At 69.1% G+C, this 19790-nt stretch carries 19 protein-coding genes; 5 read left to right on the top strand and 14 right to left on the bottom strand.

Annotated elements, in window-relative coordinates; all coding sequences use genetic code 11:
- Positions 1-31: 31 nt before the first annotated feature.
- The 5 genes from GR168_RS02625 to GR168_RS02605 form a co-directional block, all read right to left on the bottom strand.
- Positions 32-649 carry a type II secretion system F family protein gene (locus tag GR168_RS02625; protein ID WP_159371800.1) on the bottom strand — a complete coding sequence of 206 codons (618 nt, stop codon included), beginning with the start codon at positions 647-649 and terminating at the stop codon, positions 32-34.
- Complete coding sequence (locus GR168_RS02620) at positions 649-1500, bottom strand: type II secretion system protein F (protein WP_165630698.1); 852 nt, start codon at positions 1498-1500, stop codon at positions 649-651. Before GR168_RS02620 ends, GR168_RS02625 begins: the two co-directional genes overlap by 1 nt.
- On the bottom strand, positions 1497-2705 hold the full coding sequence (locus GR168_RS02615) for a TadA family conjugal transfer-associated ATPase (protein ID WP_159369934.1): 1209 nt from the start codon (positions 2703-2705) through the stop codon (positions 1497-1499). Before GR168_RS02615 ends, GR168_RS02620 begins: the two co-directional genes overlap by 4 nt.
- A complete protein-coding gene (ssd, locus tag GR168_RS02610) occupies positions 2702-3763 on the bottom strand; it encodes a septum site-determining protein Ssd (RefSeq protein ID WP_159369933.1) in 1062 nt (353 codons plus the stop codon). The genes GR168_RS02615 and ssd overlap by 4 nt, the downstream gene beginning before the upstream one ends.
- A gap of 955 nt (positions 3764-4718) precedes the next feature.
- A complete protein-coding gene (locus GR168_RS02605) occupies positions 4719-5474 on the bottom strand; it encodes an oxidoreductase (RefSeq protein ID WP_068970208.1) in 756 nt (251 codons plus the stop codon).
- A gap of 394 nt (positions 5475-5868) precedes the next feature.
- On the opposite strand from GR168_RS02605, the gene acs reads away from it, so the two are divergent.
- From acs to GR168_RS02590, 3 genes are all read left to right on the top strand, one after another.
- On the top strand, positions 5869-7809 hold the full coding sequence (acs, locus tag GR168_RS02600) for an acetate--CoA ligase (protein WP_159369932.1): 1941 nt from the start codon (positions 5869-5871) through the stop codon (positions 7807-7809).
- A 144-nt stretch (positions 7810-7953) separates the two neighbouring features.
- Positions 7954-8463, top strand: coding sequence for a phage holin family protein (locus GR168_RS02595; RefSeq protein WP_159369931.1), 510 nt, complete (start codon positions 7954-7956; stop codon positions 8461-8463).
- 3 nt (positions 8464-8466) lie between these two features.
- Positions 8467-9531, top strand: a complete 1065-nt coding sequence (locus GR168_RS02590; protein WP_159369930.1) for an alpha/beta hydrolase — start codon at positions 8467-8469, stop codon at positions 9529-9531.
- Here GR168_RS02590 and GR168_RS02585 read toward each other — a convergent pair.
- From GR168_RS02585 to nth, 4 genes are all read right to left on the bottom strand, one after another.
- Entirely contained in the window at positions 9446-10639 is a 1194-nt protein-coding gene (locus tag GR168_RS02585; protein WP_065630682.1) for a MarP family serine protease, read from the bottom strand. The two genes, GR168_RS02590 and GR168_RS02585, sit on opposite strands and share 86 nt — an antisense overlap.
- Positions 10636-11472 carry a CoA pyrophosphatase gene (locus GR168_RS02580; protein ID WP_159369929.1) on the bottom strand — a complete coding sequence of 279 codons (837 nt, stop codon included), beginning with the start codon at positions 11470-11472 and terminating at the stop codon, positions 10636-10638. The genes GR168_RS02585 and GR168_RS02580 overlap by 4 nt, the downstream gene beginning before the upstream one ends.
- Positions 11469-12089, bottom strand: coding sequence for a TlpA disulfide reductase family protein (locus GR168_RS02575; protein ID WP_240199209.1), 621 nt, complete (start codon positions 12087-12089; stop codon positions 11469-11471). The genes GR168_RS02580 and GR168_RS02575 overlap by 4 nt, the downstream gene beginning before the upstream one ends.
- Before the next feature lie 80 nt (positions 12090-12169).
- Positions 12170-12859: an endonuclease III gene (gene nth, locus GR168_RS02570; protein ID WP_226514344.1), complete on the bottom strand. Its 690-nt coding sequence runs from the start codon at positions 12857-12859 to the stop codon at positions 12170-12172.
- A 333-nt stretch (positions 12860-13192) separates the two neighbouring features.
- Here nth and GR168_RS02565 point away from each other — a divergent pair, with 333 nt between their 5' ends.
- On the top strand, positions 13193-13456 hold the full coding sequence (locus tag GR168_RS02565; protein WP_058251089.1) for a hypothetical protein: 264 nt from the start codon (positions 13193-13195) through the stop codon (positions 13454-13456).
- 179 nt (positions 13457-13635) lie between these two features.
- Positions 13636-14310, top strand: a complete 675-nt coding sequence (locus GR168_RS02560) for a Crp/Fnr family transcriptional regulator (RefSeq protein WP_004022089.1) — start codon at positions 13636-13638, stop codon at positions 14308-14310.
- 196 nt (positions 14311-14506) lie between these two features.
- Here GR168_RS02560 and GR168_RS02555 read toward each other — a convergent pair whose 3' ends face one another.
- From GR168_RS02555 to GR168_RS02535, 5 genes are all read right to left on the bottom strand, one after another.
- Positions 14507-15328: an MBL fold metallo-hydrolase gene (locus tag GR168_RS02555; RefSeq protein WP_078111781.1), complete on the bottom strand. Its 822-nt coding sequence runs from the start codon at positions 15326-15328 to the stop codon at positions 14507-14509.
- Between the two features lie 77 nt (positions 15329-15405).
- The gene (locus GR168_RS02550) at positions 15406-16548 is read right to left on the bottom strand and encodes a flotillin family protein (protein WP_058251087.1); all 1143 of its coding nucleotides are present in this window, start codon (positions 16546-16548) and stop codon (positions 15406-15408) included.
- 77 nt (positions 16549-16625) lie between these two features.
- Positions 16626-16862 carry a hypothetical protein gene (locus GR168_RS02545; protein ID WP_058251086.1) on the bottom strand — a complete coding sequence of 79 codons (237 nt, stop codon included), beginning with the start codon at positions 16860-16862 and terminating at the stop codon, positions 16626-16628.
- A gap of 40 nt (positions 16863-16902) precedes the next feature.
- A complete protein-coding gene (locus tag GR168_RS02540) occupies positions 16903-18138 on the bottom strand; it encodes an MFS transporter (RefSeq protein ID WP_159369928.1) in 1236 nt (411 codons plus the stop codon).
- Positions 18135-19634: an MFS transporter gene (locus GR168_RS02535; protein WP_343213030.1), complete on the bottom strand. Its 1500-nt coding sequence runs from the start codon at positions 19632-19634 to the stop codon at positions 18135-18137. Before GR168_RS02535 ends, GR168_RS02540 begins: the two co-directional genes overlap by 4 nt.
- Positions 19635-19790: the final 156 nt, after the last annotated feature.

Raw genomic sequence — 19790 nt, 5'->3', positions numbered from 1 at the left:
AACATTCTGCGTCGTCGCACCGACAAGCACGTCAGATCGAACCCAGAACCGACGAGGCGAGCCCGACGACGACCGGGACGATCCCGAGACAGATGAACGCGGGCAGGAAGCACAGTCCGAGCGGGCCGCTGATCGCGACACCGGCCCGTTCGGCGGCGGCGAGTGCGTCGTCGTGCGCCCGGCGTCGAACATCATCGGCGAGTTCGGCGAGGCCGCCGGCCAGCGACGAGCCGGCCCGCGCCGACCGGCGCGCCATCGCGGCGAGTGCATCGAGATGGTCGTCCGACGTCTCGCCGTCCGGTCCGTCGAGCAGGGCCGACCATGCCGCGTCCGGATCGGCGCCCAGCTGCAGCAGGTCGGCGACGTGAGCGAGGGGCGCCGCCATCGACGCCGGCGCGCGTTCGGCGACCACCGAGGCCGCGGTCCCCACCGGCAGACCGGCGCGTAGGCACACCGCGAACAGATCGAAGGCCGCCGCGACCGCGAACGGATCGTCGGCGGAAGGGCCGGCACCAAGCCACCGCGGCGTGCGATCGGGCGGTGGCGGATCGGTCACCCGATAGAGCAGCCAGCGCGGCGCAGGCCAGATCCACAGCGCGGCCGCGAGCAGCACCGCCGAACACGCCGTACCGGTGAGGCCGCCGGAGATCAACGTGCCAGCACCTTGCCGGTGATGCGCTCGGACCAACCGATCCCCGCGGCGACCAGAGCGCACCCGACCACCAGCAGGATCCCACCCAGGCCACCGCCGAGGAGGACCTGGATCGGACCCGCACCGGTCGCCTGACCCAGGGCGATCCCGAGTAATGGCAGACCGGCGAGGACCGCCGCCGTCGCCCGCGGTCCCGACAGTCCGGCTCGCGTCCGATCCGCGAAGCCACGCCGCGCCTGAAGATCCGAACGCACCGCACCGAGCAGGTCGACCATCGGCAGGCCGCGGTCCTCGGCGATCTGCCAGGCCACGCCGATACGACGCCAGGACGCCTCGCCCGAGACCCTGCCCGCCAGGCCGGCCCCGGACACCGGGTCGATCACCGACCCGCCCAGGGCGGCCCGGAACGCCATCGACTCCAACCCGTTCGCGATCTCCGCTCCGGTGGCCGGGTCATGGGGCTCGCGACGACGGAGTTCGGCGACCGCGACCTCACAGGCCCGGACCGGTGGCGCACCCACCGACAGTTCGGCGATCATCAGCGACAGCCCCAGGAGCAAGTCATCCGACTGGCGGTCGAGGCGCTTCTCCGCCGACCGCCGCCGACGTACCCACAGCACGACCGTCACGACGATCGCGGCAGCGACGGCGGCCGGCAACCCGCCGACCAGGAGCGCCCCGAACGGGACCGTCATCGGGATCAGCACGGCCGGTGCCGATCTCCGGGCGGGGCGGGGTTGTTCGGACACCGTCTGGAGTCGGCTTCTCGCTCGCGGCGCGGCCGACAGCGGCACCGCGATTCCGACGGCTCCCAGGACCAGCGCGGCGGCGACCGGCGTCGACATCATCGTCGGTCCCCCGACACCGGCCCACGCCCGGCGACCAACCGGTCGAAGTGATCGCGCTCCGCCGTGAAACCGCTGTTCCGCAACCAGATCGGCACGATCGTCACGCGTCCGGCGTCGTCACGCCGGACGACCCCGATCTCGGCGAGTCCGCGGGTCCCGCCCGCGTTGCGCGCCACGCCTAGCACCACCTGCAGTGCGGCACCCAGCTGACTGTGAAGAGCGTCGCGGGCCATGCCTCCGAGGGCGGCGAGGGCCTCCATCCGCGCCGGCACCTCCGACGTCGAGTTCGCGTGGACCGTGCCGGCACTCCCGTCGTGCCCGGTGTTCAGCGCGGTGAGGAGGTCGATGACCTCACCGCCGCGAACCTCTCCGACGATGATCCGGTCGGGTCTCATCCGAAGTGCCTGACGGACCAGGGTCCGCACCGGCACCTCGCCCACGCCTTCGACATTCGACGCGCGCGCGACCAACCTCACCACCTGCGGATGGCGCGGGGCCAGTTCGAGCGCATCTTCGACGCAGACGACCCGCTCGCGCGGATCCATCGCTCCGATCAATGCGTTGAGCAGGGTCGTCTTGCCGGTCCCGGTACCGCCGATCACCAGGAATGCCAGGCGGTTCCGGAGGATGTCCTCGATGATCGGCACCACCTCGGACGGGATCGCGCCGCTCTCGACGAGGCTGGGCAGATCCTTGGACGCCGAACGCAGGACCCGCAAGGAGATACATGTCCCGTCCGCGGCAAGCGGCGGGATGATCGCGTGCAGCCGCACGGTGTATCCGCGCCGACCGACGTTCGACAACTGCCCGTCGACCCAGGGCTGGGCGTCGTCGAGCCGCCGCCCGGCGCCCAGGGCCAGCCGACCCGCGAGGCGGCGTACCGACGCCTCGTCCGGGAAGCGGATCGTCGTCTGCTCGAGCCCGGATCCGCGGTCGACCCAGACCTCGTCGGGACCGGCGACCAGGATGTCGGCGATGTCGGGTTCGGCGAGGAGTTGCTCGAGCTTGCCCGCCCCGGTCAGCTCGGTCTGCAGGAAGCGGAGAGCGGCGAGCAGGTCGGTGTCACCCAGCACTCCCCCGGCCTCGGCGCGGATCGCGTCGGCGATGACGGCCGGACTCGGGTCGGCCGCGTCGGCGGCCAGTCGCGAGCGAACCCGGTCCAACAGCGCCTCGTCGGCCGGTCCGTCGATTCGCGCCTGGGTCACGACGCACGCTGGCGGCGCTCGGCGACCCTGGCGTGCACGGTGTGCGCCGCGCGTCCGAGCGGACTGCGAGGCCGCAACCGCAACGGACCACCCTCCAGCCGCCCCGCGAGACGGGGCTCCGGCCGATAGGCGGCGAGCAGTGGGAGTCCGATGGCATCCGCGACCTGTTGCGGACGCAACCCGCCGGGCGACGGGCCGCGCACCACCAGCTCGACGGCCACCTCGTCACCGACGACACGGTCGACGATGCGTCGAGCCGCGGCGCATCCGCCGACGGTGAGTGTGGTCACCACCACCACGACATCGGACGACGCGATCGCGGCGCGCACCACCGGCGCGTCGGACCGGGGCAGGTCGAGCACGACGAGATCACCATGGGTGTGCCCCGCGTCGATCACCGCGGTGACCGCCTCGACACTCAACCCGGCGCTCGGCCGGCGTTGTGAGGTCAACACCGCCAGGCCCTCGCCCGCGCTCGGCAGCGCCTGGTGGAGCGCCGTACCGCCGACGACGCCGCCGTCGAGCGAGAGATCCTGCCACCGCAGCCCGCGGCGGCGCTCGATGCCCAGCAGGAGATCGGCTCCGGCGCCCATGTCGTCGAGGTCGAGCAGCAGCGTGGGCGACTCGGCACCTGCCGACGTCAGCGCAACCGCCGCGGCCAGGGTCGACGCCCCGGCACCACCGTGAGCACCGATGAGCGCCACGACACCCGCGGGTCGGCGTCTGGGCACCCGGCACTCCGTCAGTACCCGGACGAGGCGTCCTTCGTCGGCCGGGAGCGTCGACGCGTCCTCGATACCCAGTTCCATCGCCATCCGCCAGATGCGTGCTCCCGGTTCGGCCGCACTCACCAGTACGAGACCGGGTCGCCGAGGTGGGCGCACCCGGGCGAGAACGGCGATCGCGGACGGGTCGGCCGCGACGGCGCGGGCGGTCAGCCATTCGCGACGGCAATCGTCCGCCGGCGCGCTGAGCACGTGGTATCCGGCTGCGGCGGCGCAGCGTGCGACGTCGTCGTGGAGGTCGGGGTCTACGAGAACCAGGAGTTCATCGGGCATGCGGCCGATCATGCGACAGGCGCGGCGTTCCGACGGGCGGGATCGCGGGCGGTTGGGGATGGCGACGAAGGCTGTGGACAAACTCTGGCGACCGGCGGGGTCTCGGGATACAACAGACCCCAGACAGAGGACAACCCCGGCCAGGGGGGGAGGAGGCCGGGGTCGTCACGTTTCAGCCCCGGGGGGTCGGGCTGAAACGCACCGGTATGAGAACCGGGTACCGATGACTATACACACGGGTTTGGATTATTTGCAAGCACAACAATCCCATTCACTAATGTCCGTTGTACTGCGGAGTAACCAGCAGATCAAATCAGACGCCCGTTCCGGGCGCATATTCGGGAATCGCGATTCAGGCTCGCGAATCGCGCAACGTCTTTGCAACGTTCCCGCTCGAGGCCGCCGAACTCCGAATCGGACACCTACCACCCCCAAACCAGCTGTCGATTCCGTCGAAGATGGTGCGTCACAGGGCGTTTCGTCCCCATCCGCAAGTCGTTCAACATTCCGGCGCGGAACGCTTGATGTGATCGGCATCACGGTGTAGAACAGTGGTTACGGAATCTCGGAAGGCCAAGTTCGATCCGGAAGAGAAGGAACGAACCCCCACGCCGAGCACTTCCCAGCACGGGCGGCAAGCACCCACGCGGAGCACGCCGCATATGGCAAAAGTGTTGTGCGCCTGCGACATCACAGTCAGGACGACCGACCGCCACCACTCGATGCGCCACCGCCTTCCCCTCGTGAGGCGCCAGGCCCGAGAGGAATGGCCCACAGCTGGCAGCACGTGGACGGTCAGTAATCCCGACTCGCGATCAATCGCCGAGGCGGTGACCACAACCCACCAAGCACGCTTGGTAACTTGAGTCCGTGCTACGCGGGCGGCAACCGCGTCGTTTACGACGCCGGTGGCCGCCCGCAGTGCTGTCCGGGCCGGGTTCGAGACCTCGCGAGACTAACCCGACCGGGCCGCGTCCGCGATCGACTTCGCCTCGGCCGCACCGGCTTCCAGGGCCTCGCAGCAGAAGATGATCCAGTCCCGCAGGCCCGACTCGGTACCAGCCCCGAAGTTCGTAGCCAACGTGCGATACTCGCCGACCCGCTTGAACCAGGTCACCTCCGGCACGCCGAGGCAGTGCGGGTCCAGCCCGGTCGCGGCGCCGACGAGCCGAGACGCGGCACGAGCGACGACACCGTTGGCAGCGGGGAAGGCGTCCACCGCCAGCAGCTCGCCGTGCACCACCGCCACGAGCACCGGCGCCGGGACCGAGGTGGCGCCGGTTGTCAACTGCCCCAACAAGTTGAGACGTTCGGCGACATCCGTCCCACGCCGGGGCCGCCCGAGATCTTCCGGGTCGTCGACGAGGTCCGCGGCGGCGAGGGTGTGCAACCTCGCCAGCGCCTGCGCGGGAGCCCGGCGGATCACCGAGGTGAGTGTGACCAGCGAATCGCCGTCGAGGGCCTGCGACACCCGCATCGCGCCGGCCAAAATCGGGTCGTCGAAGTCGCCATCGCGTCGGAGCTCGACACTTCCGCCGTCGATCGCGGCCGAGGACCGGCCCGCCCGCCACGACGCCTCGGTGGCGGTCTTGTCCCATCCTCGCAGGTTGGCGGGGTGCCGGTGCACTGCGGAGAGGGCATCCCGTGCTCGATCGGCGGCGGCGGCGACGCCGGGCAGCTCCAGCAGGGGCAACAGTGGGTCGGTGGTCACGAACCGACGATAGTTGCGGCCGCGGACCGCTCACCAGGTCGCCCTCGGTTCGGTCGATCAGGGCTACGGATTCGGACACCCACGGTGTCAGCCGAATGGGCGCCGATGATCCATTGTTAGTCACCGTTTCAGATAATGCGCACCTGTAATTGTTCACGGTGTTCGTCAGTTGACTGACTGAAACGCATCGCTCCCGACGTCGGCGCGGTCCAGAGGGCATCCCGACCGCTCGTCGCCGCTTACCCGCCGTTCGTCGCCAATCGGCCGCGCTCACATACCGGACGGTTCCAGCCTAGACCGCGACGTGACTACGCTCACACTGATTGCCCGTTCTGACGCCAGGTCACCCTACTGTTGAGTGACCGCCGTCGACAGCGAAAGGCCCTTGTCACCGATGTCCTCCACCGTCCAGGCATTTCCTCCCTCCGACGAGTTCGCCGCCCAGGCCAACGGCACCGCCGAGATGTATGACCATGCCGATGCCGACCGCCTCGAGTTCTGGGCCGAGCAGGCCCGGCGGCTGGACTGGGCCACCGAGTTCACCACCACCCTCGACTGGTCCGACGCCCCGTTCGCCAAGTGGTTCGTCGGAGGCAAGCTCAACGTCGCGGTCAACTGCGTGGATCGGCACGTCGCCGCAGGCAAGGGCGACCGCGTCGCCATCCACTGGGTCGGTGAACCCGGCGACACACGCGACCTCACCTACAGCCAGCTGCTCGCCGAGGTCAGCAAGGCCGCCAACTACTTCTCGTCCATCGGGCTGGTCGCCGGGGATCGCGTCGCCATCTACATGCCGATGGTCCCCGAGGCCCTGGTCTCGATGCTCGCCTGCGCCCGCCTCGGCCTCACCCACTCCGTGGTCTTCGCCGGCTTCTCCTCCGGAGCGCTGCGCTCCCGCGTCGACGACGCCGAGGCCAAGCTCGTCATCACCACCGACGGACAGTACCGCCGTGGCCAGCCGGCGCCGTTGAAGACCCAGGTCGACGAGGCGCTCGGCACCGGCGACGACGCCGCGAAATCCGTCGAGAAGGTCCTCGTCGTGCGTCGTACCAACCACGACCCCGACCTGAACTGGGTCGAAGGACGCGACGTGTGGTGGGAAGACACCGTCGACGAACAGTCGGGCACCCACGACGCCGAGGCCTTCGACGCCGAACACCCACTCTTCCTGCTCTACACCTCGGGCACCACCGGCAAGCCCAAGGGCATCGTCCACTCCTCCGGCGGTTACCTCACCCAGGTCAGCTACACGTTCCACTACGTCTTCGACCACAAAGAAGGTCGCGATGTCTTCTGGTGTGGCGCCGACATCGGCTGGGTGACCGGCCACTCCTACCTCGTCTACGGTCCGCTCTCCAACGGCGCGACCGAGGTCGTCTACGAGGGGACCCCCAACTCCCCCAACGAACACCGCCACTTCGAGATCATCCAGAAGTACGGCGTCACCATCTACTACATCGCGCCGACCCTGATCCGCACCTTCATGAAGTGGGGACGGGAGATCCCCGACGCCCACTATCTGTCCAGCATCCGGCTGCTCGGCAGCGTCGGCGAACCGATCAACCCCGAGGCCTGGAAGTGGTACCGCGAGGTCATCGGCGGCAACTCCGCGCCCATCGTCGACACCTGGTGGCAGACCGAGACCGGCGCCATCATGATCTCGCCGCTGCCCGGCGTGACCGCGACCAAGCCGGGATCGGCGATGAAGCCCCTGCCCGGTATCAGCGCCAACATCGTCGACGACCAGGGCAACCCGGTCGGCGCCGGTGAGCAGGGCTATCTCGTGCTCGACCAGCCGTGGCCGTCGATGCTGCGCGGGATCTGGGGCGACGACGAGCGCTTCCGCGACACGTACTGGTCACGGTTCGCCGAGCAGGGCTGGTACTTCGCCGGCGACGGCGCCCGCTACGACGAGGACCACGCACTCTGGGTCCTCGGACGCGTCGACGACGTCATGAACGTCTCCGGCCACCGCATCTCCACCGCCGAGGTCGAGTCCGCGCTCGTCGGGCACTCCGGTGTCGCCGAAGCCGCGGTCATCGGCGCCGCCGACGAGACCACCGGCCAGGGCATCGTCGCCTTCGTCATCCTGCGCGAGGGCGTGGAGAACACCGGGGACCAGCTGATCGCCGAACTGCGCCAGCAGGTGTCGGTGGAGATCTCGCCGATCGCCAAACCCCGTGAGATCAACGTCGTCCCCGAACTGCCCAAGACACGCTCGGGCAAGATCATGCGCCGCCTGCTCAAGGACGTCGCCGAAGGACGCGAACTCGGCGACACCTCCACCCTCGTCGACCCGTCGGTCTTCGAAGCGATCCGCGCGAAGAAGGCCTGAGGCCGTTCGAGTTCTCCAGGGCCTGCCGACCTGAGGTCGGCAGGCCCTGCCCGTCTTCGCGCCACCCCATTCGACGGGTGGCTCGCCACCCGGATCGCCCGCGCATGGCAACATATGGCCATCAGCCGAACAACGGAGGATTCTGTGAGCCCCAACGAGCACGGCCTGCCCGACGCGGGCCGGGACTCCGTCCCGTCGATCCCGCTCTCCGACGCCAACGCCGGCCGCAACGGCGAACCGACGATCGGAAGCCTGGTCAAGGACGCGACCGCCAGTGTCTCCACCCTGTTCCGATCCGAGGTCGCGCTCGCCAAGGCCGAGCTGGTCACCGAGGCCAAGAAGGCGGGCGCGGGCACCGGGCTGCTCATCGTCGCCGGTGTGATGGCGCTCTACGCGAGCTTCTTCTTCTTTTTCTTCCTCGCCGAACTGCTCGACGAGTGGGTCTGGCGCTGGTTGGCGTTCCTCATCGTGTTCCTCATCCTGGTGGCGGTCACCCTGATCGCCGCGTTCGTCGGATACCTGTTCTTCAAACGCGTGCGCGGACCCGCGAAGACGATCGAGACGGTCAACGAACTGCCGACCGTCCTGCCCCACCGCGGCGCGGCGCACGACACCACCACGCACCCGAGAATCCCGCCCGCCCGCGGAGGGTGATCCGTGAGCGAGGAGCCCGACCCCTCGACCGTTCGTCTCCCGGGTGATTGGGAGCATCTCGACGTCCGCGCCAACGGAGTCCGTTTCCACGCCGTCCAGCCCGCCGGCGTTCCCGCCGATGACCGCCCGCTGGTACTGCTGCTGCACGGTTTCGGGGAGTTCTGGTGGAGCTGGCGACATCAGCTGACCGCGCTCACCGACGCCGGCTTCCGCGCCGTCGCCGTCGACCTCCGCGGCTACGGCGACACCGACAAACCGCCGCGCGGCTACGACGGCTGGACCCTGGCCGGCGACACCAACGGCCTCGTCCGCGCGCTCGGACACACCCGGGCCACCCTGATCGGACACTCCGACGGCGGCCTGGTCTGCTGGGCGACCGCCACGCTGCACCCACGCGTCGTCGATCGGATCGTCGTCATCGCGTCCCCGCACCCCCGCGCCCTGCGTCGACGCGTGTTGCGGGACAAGGCACAACGCGCACAGTTCTTACCTCTGTTCCTGCGCAATCAGATCCCCCGTCTCGGTGAACGGCAGGTCACCCGCGACGACGCGGCCTTCGTGTCCGACTACTTCGCGGAACGGTCGTCGGCGCCCTGGCGCAGTGAACCCGACTACGCGCACACCGTCGAACTCAACCGGTCGGCCATGCTGATCCCCAACGTCGCGCACTGCAGCCTGGAGTACCGGCGCTGGGCGTTCCGTTCGCAGTTCCGGCCCGACGGCGCCCGCTTCATGGAACTGATGGACCAGCGGCTGCATCTCCCCGTGCTGGCCCTGCGGGGCCGCGACGACCCGTACATCCTCGACGACGCGATGGCCGACAGTCACCGATGGGCCGCGCACCAGACGTATCGGCAGGTCGAGGGCAGCGGCCACTTCGTCCATCAAGAACAACCGGCCGCGGTGACCGAGCACATCCTCGAGTTCCTACGCCACGAACCCGCACCCACCGCCGACGGCCCCCGCCGATCGGCCCGCAAGGTCAGGCGAGGACGCAGCGTTGCGTACTCACCCGCTCGCTTCGTCGCTCGGATTCGTCGAAGTCGGAGCGCACCTGACGGGCGGTGAGCACGAAACCGGTCTCGTCGGCGGCATTCTCGGCCGCGCCGAAGACCACACCGAGCACCTCGCCGTCCGAATTCAGCAGCGGCCCACCCGAATTGCCCTGCCGGATCAGACCACGGACGGCGTAGACCTCACGGGTCACCTGCCCGGTCCGGTAGATGTCGTCACCGGTGTGGGCGAAGACCGCACGCACCCGCAGCGGGCTCACGTAGAACGGTCCGGCCTCGGGGAAACCGAGTGCGATGGCGTCGTCCCCGGTCGACGCGGGGCGTGAGGCGAACCGCAGGGCCGGCGCCCGGAGTCCCGGGACGTCGAGAACCGCGATGTCGTTCTCGCTGTCGAAGAGCACGACGCGCGCCGGGAGCTGCGCCCCCGTCGAGGTCTGGACCTCCAGCCGTTCGGTGCCCGCGACCACGTGCGCGTTCGTCATGACGCGCTCCGGAGAGACGACGAACCCGCTCCCCTCGAGAGCCTGCCGGCAGCTCGGCGCCACGCCTTCGATCTTCACCACGCTGGGACGCGCCTGCGTCACCACCGGCAGTTCGGCCAGCGCCTGATCGGGAGGGTCGACGTTCGTCGACGGGGTGCTGACGAACGGGAGCTTCGGGAGTCCCGAACTGTCCAGGAGCGCCTTGAAGTCGTCCGGGATGTCGTCGACCCACTGCGGCGACACCGCGTCGACCCCGGTGAGCACCTTCGAGTCCCGAACCGCCCCCGCAATGGCCGGGTCGGCGGACTCGCGAAGCGGGATCGCCAGCAGGCCCGCGGCCAGCAACACCGCGACCACCTGTAGGAGCGAGCCGACTCCGCTGTCGACGGCGCGCAGCCCGGGCGACCGGATGCCACCGCGAGCCGCACGTCCCAAGACCATGCCGGCCACCTCGCCGACGACCACGAGCACGACCAGCACCAGAATCCCGGCGAGCACCCGCACCTGCAGATCGTCGAACTGCTCGATCAGGCGCGGCGCGAGCAGCAGACCGGCGACGGCGCCGAGTGCGACTCCGATGAACGCCAGGGCCGAGGCGACCGCACCCGACCGGTACCCGCTGGCCGCCGCGAGCAGGGCGATGCCGATCACGATGATGTCGACCCATGTCGAGCCGGTCATCGGGCACCTCCGGACTCGGCGTTACCGGCGTCGACCACGTCGCGGTCGTCCGGGTGCAGCTCTGCGAACCCGGATTCCTGCCGGCTCCCGGCGAGCTCGATCATCTTCTCCAGCGAACGAACGTCGGCGGAGTCCCACGGACGGTCCCAGCCGGACACCTCGCTGATGGCGGCGATGAGCCCACCCGTGAATCCCCAGACGAGCAACTGGTCGACGAAGAACGCGGGCCCCTTGTAGACGATGCCGACCGCCTTGCGGCGGACCTGGAACCGGTTGTCCGGGTTCAGCAACTCGCGCAGATTGATCCGGTCCACGCGCGCGGTCTCGCCCTGGTCGACGACGCGCACCTCGCTCGGGCGGTGCCAGTAACCGATCACCGGGACGACGTCGAAGCCCGACACCCCCACGGGAAAGCTCGGCAGGGTCGCGAGGATGGTCACCCCGGAGGCGTCGAGGCCGGTCTCTTCGGCCGCCTCGCGCAGCGCGGTGCCCACCGGGAAGTCGTCGCCGGGATCGGCCGCGCCCCCGGGGAACGCGACCTGCCCGCTGTGCTGGCGAAGTGTGGGAGCGCGCTCGGTCAGCAGGACCTCGGCGTCGGCCGGCACCCCGCCGGGATGATCGTCGGCCGACTCCCACGAACCCGAGAACAGGATCAGAACGGCCGCCGACCGGGAGTTGGTCGGCAACATCGACGCCCAGCGCGATCGATCACCGCCGCGGTTGTCGACGCTTGTCGTGACGGCGGTGACATCGTCGGTCAACGCCCGCAGCCACGGCGGGATCTCGTCACGCGGGACCAGCGGTCCCGCATCGGCGCGCGAACGCCCGCTCATATCCGCACGCCCAGATGCTCGGCCACCGAATCGGCGATCTCCTCCGGACTGTCGAAGACACCGGGATAGACCTCGGCGACCGTGCCGTCGGGTCGAAGGAAGACGGTCGACGGGAACACCCTGGGTGCGTTGATGGCCGCGGCCACCTTTCCGTCGAGGTCGAGCACGGACGGCAAGCGGACTCCGATCTCGGTGAGCAGCGTCAGCGGGAAGAACGGGTTGCTACCGCCTTCCTTGGCGTGCAGGGCCAGCACGGTGACCCGGTCACCGGCCCGCGCGGCGAACTCCTCGAAGTAGGGCAGCTCGGTCTTGCACGGACCGCACCACTGCGCCCAGACGTTGATGACGAGCGGTCGGCCGGCCGTCGAGGCACCGAGGTCGTAGGGCGCTCCGGTACTCAAGCAGGGTTCGACGACGCCGTCGAGGACGGAGTCCGGCGACTCCGGCAGTCCGGTGACCGGGCAGTCCGGCAGGTCGGCGGTGCTGCGCGCCTCCGCCAGACGCGCCTCGTCCACCGGCGCATCGATCGGGCGGACTCCACTCGACGAGGGCGGTGCGCTCGACATCGGCGACGGATCGTCCCCGCGCGGCCAGATCGCCACGATCAGCGCGATCATCACGACCACGAAGACCACGGTCCACCGCGCGGCAGGTGGAAACCGAGAACCCCGGGGTGACGTCGGCCCGCTTGGTTCGCTCACGGGGCCGCGATCCCGGCCAGCGCGAGGAGATGCTCGGTCTCCGGCCCTTTCACCAGGGCCGCGGCCTCGGCCTTGTCCATCGGTCCGGTGCCCACCGACGGACAGTCCTTGGCGAGGACGCACACCCCGCAGGCCGGCTTGCGCGCATGACACACCCGTCGGCCGTGGAAGATCACCCGGTGCGACAGATCCGTCCACTCCCGCCGCTCGATCAGCTCGCCGACGGCGTGCTCGACCTTCACCGGATCGGTCTCCTCGGTCCACTGCCAGCGCCGGACCAGGCGGCCGAAGTGGGTGTCGACGGTGATGCCGGGCACACCGAAGGCGTTGCCCAGCACCACGTTCGCGGTCTTGCGCCCGAACCCGGGCAGCGACACCAGATCCTTCAGATTGTCCGGGACCTCCCCGTCGAACCGCTCGACGAGCGCCTGCCCGAGTCCGATGATCGAGTTCGCCTTGTTCCGGTAGAAGCCGGTGGGACGGATCATCTCCTCGAGCTCGGTGCGGTCCGCCCCGGCATAGTCCGCGGCCGTCCGGTATCTGGCGAACAGCGCAGGGGTGGTCATGTTCACGCGCACATCGGTGCACTGCGCCGACAGGATCGTCGCCACCGAGAGCTCGAGCGGGTCGGTGAAGTCGAGCTCGCAGTACACGTGCGGGAAGGCGACCTGGAGGGTCCGATTCATCCGCCGAGCGCGCCGGACCAATCCGAGATGGGTCTCCTGCTTGCGTGCCGGGGTCGGTCCCGCGGCCGCAGACTTGCGTGCGCTCACCTGATTCAGGTTAGCGATGCGCACGGCGAAGCCCGATTCCGCTGGCCCCCGACACGGGGCGAAGCACTCTCACACACCTCCTGAATGGAACATCACCGCAGGTCAGAACCGCGTGTTCGCCCTGGGAGAAGGGCTGGTCACGGCCACATCGGCGTGCTCACGCGCAACCTACGGTCAGGTAACAAGTCAATGACGGCGGCCCTCTCGATGCGGTTCCGGGCGGGTCGATTGTGTTTACTTGTCCCCATGCACGGTCTCGCGGCGCTGCTGTTCCCGGCTGTACTCATGTTGTTCGCCATGGGCATGGACAAGGTCCAGTCCCGGATCGACCGCTCGGCGGTCTCACGCGATGAGGTGGAGGACTTCCTCGACTCGGCCGACGCCCAGAACGTCCAGACCCTCGCCCGCGAGGGCATGCCGGCCGCGCTCGACGAACTCCGCGACCGACGGGTCACCCGTCACGAATCAGCGGTGTCCGGCCACACCGAATCGCCGCAGCGGGCCAGCTGACCGGCCGTCGCCGCCCCCGCTTCCGTACCGCCCGACCACCGCGTCGACACTCCGCCAATCGGACACACCCGCAATGAGCTTCCAGTGACCCATCCAACACATATGCTTGTGCGCGGGGTAGCGTAGCCAACGGCGCGATCTGACGCGGGCTGTAGAGAGATTCGAGAAAGGTTCCCTAGGTGGAAGAAGTACTGGCGCGGGCGGGCATATTCCAGGGCGTCGAGCCCTCCGCCGTCGCGGCGCTGACCAAGCAGCTTCAGCCCGTCGACTTCCCTCGCGGACACGTGATCTTCCACGAAGGCGAGCCCGGCGATCGGCTCTACATCATCATGTCCGGCAAGGTGAAGGTCGGCCGACGCTCGCCCGACGGACGCGAGAACCTGCTGACGATCATGGGCCCGTCCGACATGTTCGGCGAACTCTCCATCTTCGATCCCGGCCCCCGTACCTCGTCGGCGACGACGGTCACCGAGGTCCGCGCGGTGTCAATGGACCGTGACGCGCTGAAGGCGTGGATCAAGGACCGTCCGGAGATCGCCGAGCAGCTGCTGCGCGTGCTGGCACGCCGCTTGCGCCGCACCAACAACAACCTCGCCGACCTCATCTTCACCGACGTGCCCGGTCGCGTCGCCAAGCAGCTCCTGCAGCTTGCGCAGCGCTTCGGCACCCAGGAGGGCGGCGCGCTGCGCGTCACCCACGACCTGACCCAGGAAGAGATCGCCCAGCTCGTCGGCGCATCGCGCGAGACCGTCAACAAGGCGCTCGCCGACTTCGCCCAGCGCGGATGGCTGCGCCTCGAGGGCAAGAGCGTGCTCATCGCCGACTCGGAGCGTCTCGCGCGCCGCGCGCGCTGACTCGAGTTCACCACGAAGCCGCTCGCTCCTCCGGGAGCGGGCGGCTTTGCTTCTCCCCGCTCCCGGAGGTGCGAGCGGCGTTGCTTCTCCCCGCTCCCGGAGGTGCGAGCGGCGTTGCTCCTCCCCGCTCCCTGAGGTGCGAGCGGCGTTGCTCCTCCCCGCTCCCTGAGGTGCGAGCGAAGCGAGCCTCGAAGGGTCAGGCCTCGCGCAAATACTCCAACTGTGCCTTCACCGACATCCGCGCGGCGGGCCACAGCTTCTTGTCGACGTCGGAGTACACCTTGCGCACCACCTTCATCGGCTTCGCGTCGCGGGCCGAGACACCCATCGTGTCCAGAGCGGCGACGATCTGGTCGATCCGCTCCTCGCGATGCGCCTTGTAGTACCGCGCGACGGGGCCCAGATCGGGATGGTCCGGACCGTGCGCCGGGAGCAGTGCCGCCCCTTCCCCTTCGACGATCAGACGGTTCAGCGAGTTCAGATAGTCGCGCAACCCGCCGTCGGCGGGATCGAGCACGGTCGTGCCACTCCCGAGGATCGTGTCGCCGGTCAGGACCGCACGTTGTCCGTCGTGTTCGACGAGGAAGCTGACGGAATCCCCCGTATGTCCCGGGGTGAACAGCACCGTGATCCGCAGACCCGCGGCCTCGATCACCTCACGATCCCGCAGTGGCGCCCCGTTGCGGCAGTGCTTCTCCAACCGAGCACGTACCGGCGCACCCGTGCGCTTGTGCAGGCGCGACACCCCGCCGGTGTGGTCGAAGTGCCGATGGGTCACCAAGACCAGTGCGACCCCGGGCAATTCAGCGAGGCGCCGGGCGTGGTGTTTGTACTTCGGCGGTCCCGGGTCGACGACCACGCATTCCTCGCTGCCGGGAGCGCGCAGCACGTAGGTGTTCGTGCCGTCGAGTTCCATCATCCCGGAGTTGTCGCACAGCAGGACCGACGCGAAGGGTGTCACTTCCCGCAGCACCCCGTAGGCAGGGTGCGTGGGTGCGGCGTCGTTCGGTGAGCTCATGGTCCCCGAGCCTATCCACTCGGTGCGGAGAACCGGGCGAAGCCCGACGATCCGACCATGCCGAGTCGATCCCCGGGTCAGACCCCGCCGACCGTCGCACCGTTCACGGACTGCTCGCCGGCCGACCCGTCCACCACCGTGGGCGCCACCTGATCCTGCAGGCTGCGCAGCAGCGCGGCACCCTGGGTGATCACACCGGTCATGATCTCGTTGACGCCCTCGGCCCCGTTGTACACGGTGAGGTTCGCGGTGCTGAGGCCCTTGGCGACCTCGCCGACGAGCGTGGGCAGGGCCTCGATGAGCTGCTGATCGAGGGCGATGCGGTTGTGCTGTGCGGCGGCCGCCGACTGGATCTCGACCGCCTTGGCCTCCGCCTCGGCGATGATCTGTCGTCGTAGCGCCTCGGCCTCGGCCGGTTTCACCACTTCGGAGATCAGTTCCTGTTCACGGAGTTCGGCCTGCGCCTGCGCGAGCACGGACTGTTCGCGGATGACCTCTTGGTTGACCCGCGCCTGCGCGAGCGGACCGGCCTGGGCGGCTTCGGCATTGGCCTTGTCGGTCTCGGCCTTGATCGCAGCCCGCTTGATCGCGGTCTCCCGCTCGTAGTCGGCCTGGTTCCGCAGCGACTCCTGCTGCGCCTTCGCCGACTCCTGGTCGGCGCGAGCACGCTCGACCGCCGCCTCGCGCTGCACCTTGGCGATGTTCGGGGCAGCCAGCGCGTTGATGTAACCGGAATCCATGTCGTCGATCGACTGGATCTGGAACGAGTCGACGACGAGACCGATCGATCCCATCTCACGCTTGGACGCGTCGAGCACCTGACGAGCCAGGGTGTCGCGCTCGCGGATGATCTGCTCGACGGTCATCGAGCCCACGATGGAACGCAGGTGACCCGAGAAGATCTGTCCGGTAAGCTGATTCATCTCGTTCTCCTGCTCGGAGATGAAGCGCTGTCCGGCGTTGACGATCGACGCCACGTCATTCCCGACCTTGTGGGCGATGACCGCCCGCACGTTGAGTTGGATGCCCTGGGTCGTCACACAGACCTCGCGGATCGTCGCCTCGTGCAACGCCATCGACAGGAAACGGACCTTCCGGAAAAAGGGCATGACCCACTTCCCGTGCCCGACGACGACCACGAACGGCGCATCGTCGAAGTCGGACTTGGCGCCGGAGATCAGCATCGCCTCATCGGGTTCGGGAACGTAGTAGCCGAGCATGGTCTCTCCTCGAGCGGCAGGCGATATGTGTCGACGTCAGATCCTGCCGCATCCGGGACCTTTCGACGATCGGTTGTTCACATGGTTCGGTTCGCCGTGCCCGGGACCGGTACCCATGGCTCGACGTCGACGACTCGGCCGGAACGCTCGGCGATGACCAGAACAGGCGCGTCGAGCCCGATCGGTGCGGCGGCGCGGGCGAGGAACCGCTCGGTTCCGCCGGCCAACGGCAGTTCGATCTCCCCGAGGAGTTCGCCGCCCGGTATCGACATCGTCACCGTCCCGGTACGCCCGACGAGTTGCGATGCTGCCATCCGACGGCCTCCCCAGTGTCCCCGATCCGTGTGTCGAACCCTAGGCCACGGCGGTCCGTCGTCGGTCGCGGACACCGTCGAGCACCACGTAGGCCGCCGTGAGCACCGCGATCACGGCGGCGCCGAGCACCAGCACCCCGTAGCCGAAGGCCCCGACGACGAGTCCGGAGAGCGCGCCCGCGGGCGCGCCGGCCAGACTCATCGCGGTGTCCGAAACCCCCTGCGCCGGTGCGCGTCGCGCGGTGTCGACACTGTCGGTGAGGAGCGTGGAGGCCGCCACCGTCGACGCCGACCATCCCACGCCGAGCAGGACCAGCGCGACGACGAGACCCATCTGCGATTCCGCGAAGACGAATCCGACCACGCAGCTGACGACGAGTGTCGCCTGACCGCCGAGGATCACCGGGATACGGCCGGTCCGGTCGGCGAGCAGGCCCATCACCGGTGCGAGCGCGTACATCCCGGCGATGTGCGCGCTGATCGACAGGCCGACCAGCGTCACCGAGGCGCCCCCGTGATGCATGTGGACCGGCGTCAGCGCCATCACCCCGACCATGACCGCGTGCGCCGACACCACCGCGGCCATCGCGGCCCGCGCCGGCGGCGAGTGCGTGATCGCCGAGAGCCCCTCGGCCAGCGACACTTTGACACGACCCCCGTCCGTGTCGCCGGTCGCCACGACCAGCGGGTCGGGGCGGAGGCCGACGAACAGCACGGCCGCCGCCCCGAGGCACCCGACCGCACCCACGAGGAACGGACCCGACAGATCGGCCATCGCGAACCACCCGGCGACGGTGGCGCCGATCGGGACCACCGCCGGCCCGATCACCGCGCCGACCATCGTCGTCCACACCACGAGCGAGAGGTCGCGGCCACGAGTGTCGGCCGACGACAGATCCGTTGCCGCGAAACGTGCCTGCAGGCTCACCGCGGTGCCCGACCCCACCCCGGCCATTCCGACGAGCATCAACGCGAACCAGCCGCGATCGACGGCGGCGGCCACGACCAGCGAACCGGCCCCGGCGATCACCAGGCCCGTGGTCAACGCGGGACGCCGCCCGCGTCCGGCGGCCAGTGACGCCAGCGGGAGACCGGCGGCCGCAGCCCCCAGCGTGACCACGGTCGTCGGTATCCCGGCCAGGGACGCCGTTCCCGACAGTTCCTCACCGAGGATCGCCCCGAGCGCCAGCGCTCCGCCCATCGACAGGCCGGCCAGGATCTGGGCCGTGCACAGCAGGACGATGGTCCGCCGTTGCAGAGCGACGTTCTCACTCATGATCGCGGACGACCGGGTCTGCTCCGCATCCGCAGCGAATTGATCGTGCCGAGAACACCCGCAGCGAGTGGGACCACAAGCGCCACCTGTAGCGCGACCGGCCGGACTTCGGTGTTGATCCGGATGATCTCGTCGCTTACGTCCGTGGGCTGCCCGGCCAGCAACTCGGTCAGTTGTGTATTGCTCATGACCTGTGCGTCGTCGTCGAGCACCTGCGCCACCCGCTGCTGTTCCGCGGGCGCCAGGACCTCGCTGGACTCTGCCTCGCGCGCGAATCCGAAGGCGAGCGAGGCCAACAGGATCGCACCGGCACTCGCGAGTCCGAAGGACAGACCGAATGATCCGGCCGCAGAGTTGGTTCCGGCCGCCTCGCTCACACGCTCGTCGCTCATCGGCCCGAGCGTGTAGTCGTTCAGCTGCGAGACGAGCAGCCCCAGGCCGGCACCCGCCACGACGAGTGGCACGACGAGACCCCAGCCGAAGTCCGCCCGCGGCACGATCGGGAGCAGAACCGCGACCCCGAGCGTGAGCAAGCCGAAACCGATGAGCACCAACGTCGACGGGGGCCGGGTGTGTGTCCGCCGACCGGCGACCAGCGCGACCGCGAACATGCTGAGCGACAGGGGCGCCAGGGACAACCCGGCCTCCATGGCGTCGTACTCGAGGACCATCTGCAGATAGATCGGCAGCGAGATCATGATGCCGCCGAGAGCGATCTGCTGCAGCAACTGCTGGCTGACGCCCAGGCGGAACGGCTTGGAGCGAAACAGGTCCGGGTCCAATAGCGTGGGCCGCCCGGCGCGCCGCCGGCGGGTCAGCCACCAGGTCAGTCCGCCCAGACCCGCGGCACCCAGGACCAGCAGGATGCCGACGGCCTCACCGCCCTCCTGCCAGACGAGGATCCCCAGCACGATCCCACCCATTCCCAGCACCGAGAGCAGAGCACCGACGGGGTCGACTCCCCGTGGACCCGTGTACTCGACGTCGCGGACCAAACCGATGCCGCACAACACGATCGCGATGACGACGACCTCACCGACGAAGGCGATCCGCCAGGACAGGTATGTGGTGATGAAACCGCCCAGGAGCGGGCCGACGGCGGCCGCGATCGCGGCGGCGGCGCCCACGAGGGCGTAGACCCGCTTCTGGTCGCCGCCGTGAAAGTTGCCGTGTACCAGCGACTGCATCGCGGGCAGGAGCAGGGAAGCCCCTATCCCGCCGACGATCGCCCAGAAGACGATGATCGTCGTGAGACCTTGTGCGAGCGCCATGGCCGACGCGCCCACGGCATAGGCGAGCAAACCGATCACGTAGGCCCGCCGGCGACCGATCAGATCCCCGACCTTGCCCCCGATCAGGATGAACGCGGCGGACACCAACGCCTCGAGCGCAATCGCCGACTGCACACCGCTCACGGTCGTGTCCAGATCACGGACCACCGCCGATATGGACACATTCATGAACGAGGTGTCCACGACGAGAACGAACATCGCCATCGCGAGGAGCAGCGCGAGGACCCGCTGCTTTCCCGACAGCGGCGTCGCGGCCTCGGAAGCCGTCGAATCGCTGATGATGCACCGCCTCTACGACGATCGGGTCGCGACCCGTCCGCTGCGGGGTCGACGAGGAGAGCATAGTTCGGCCGATGCCGT

Source organism: Gordonia sp. JH63, from assembly GCF_009856645.1.
Classification (GTDB): domain Bacteria; phylum Actinomycetota; class Actinomycetes; order Mycobacteriales; family Mycobacteriaceae; genus Gordonia; species Gordonia hongkongensis.
This window is presented reverse-complemented; position numbering and strand designations above follow the sequence as displayed.

What these genes read in the sequence shown, in the direction of transcription:
- GR168_RS02550 (WP_058251087.1), bottom strand. Translation starts at nt 16,548, where the DNA reads ATGCTCGGCTACTACGTTCCCGAACCCGATGAGGCGATGCTGATCTCC.
- acs (WP_159369932.1), top strand. Translation starts at nt 5,869, where the DNA reads ATGTCCTCCACCGTCCAGGCATTTCCTCCCTCCGACGAGTTCGCCGCC.
- GR168_RS02565 (WP_058251089.1), top strand. Translation starts at nt 13,193, where the DNA reads ATGCACGGTCTCGCGGCGCTGCTGTTCCCGGCTGTACTCATGTTGTTC.
- GR168_RS02585 (WP_065630682.1), bottom strand. Translation starts at nt 10,639, where the DNA reads ATGACCGGCTCGACATGGGTCGACATCATCGTGATCGGCATCGCCCTG.
- GR168_RS02580 (WP_159369929.1), bottom strand. Translation starts at nt 11,472, where the DNA reads ATGAGCGGGCGTTCGCGCGCCGATGCGGGACCGCTGGTCCCGCGTGAC.
- ssd (WP_159369933.1), bottom strand. Translation starts at nt 3,763, where the DNA reads ATGCCCGATGAACTCCTGGTTCTCGTAGACCCCGACCTCCACGACGAC.
- GR168_RS02540 (WP_159369928.1), bottom strand. Translation starts at nt 18,138, where the DNA reads ATGAGTGAGAACGTCGCTCTGCAACGGCGGACCATCGTCCTGCTGTGC.
- GR168_RS02575 (WP_240199209.1), bottom strand. Translation starts at nt 12,089, where the DNA reads ATGATCGCGCTGATCGTGGCGATCTGGCCGCGCGGGGACGATCCGTCG.
- GR168_RS02620 (WP_165630698.1), bottom strand. Translation starts at nt 1,500, where the DNA reads ATGATGTCGACGCCGGTCGCCGCCGCGCTGGTCCTGGGAGCCGTCGGA.
- GR168_RS02555 (WP_078111781.1), bottom strand. Translation starts at nt 15,328, where the DNA reads ATGAGCTCACCGAACGACGCCGCACCCACGCACCCTGCCTACGGGGTG.
- GR168_RS02535 (WP_343213030.1), bottom strand. Translation starts at nt 19,634, where the DNA reads ATGGCGATGTTCGTTCTCGTCGTGGACACCTCGTTCATGAATGTGTCC.
- nth (WP_226514344.1), bottom strand. Translation starts at nt 12,859, where the DNA reads ATGAATCGGACCCTCCAGGTCGCCTTCCCGCACGTGTACTGCGAGCTC.
- GR168_RS02545 (WP_058251086.1), bottom strand. Translation starts at nt 16,862, where the DNA reads ATGGCAGCATCGCAACTCGTCGGGCGTACCGGGACGGTGACGATGTCG.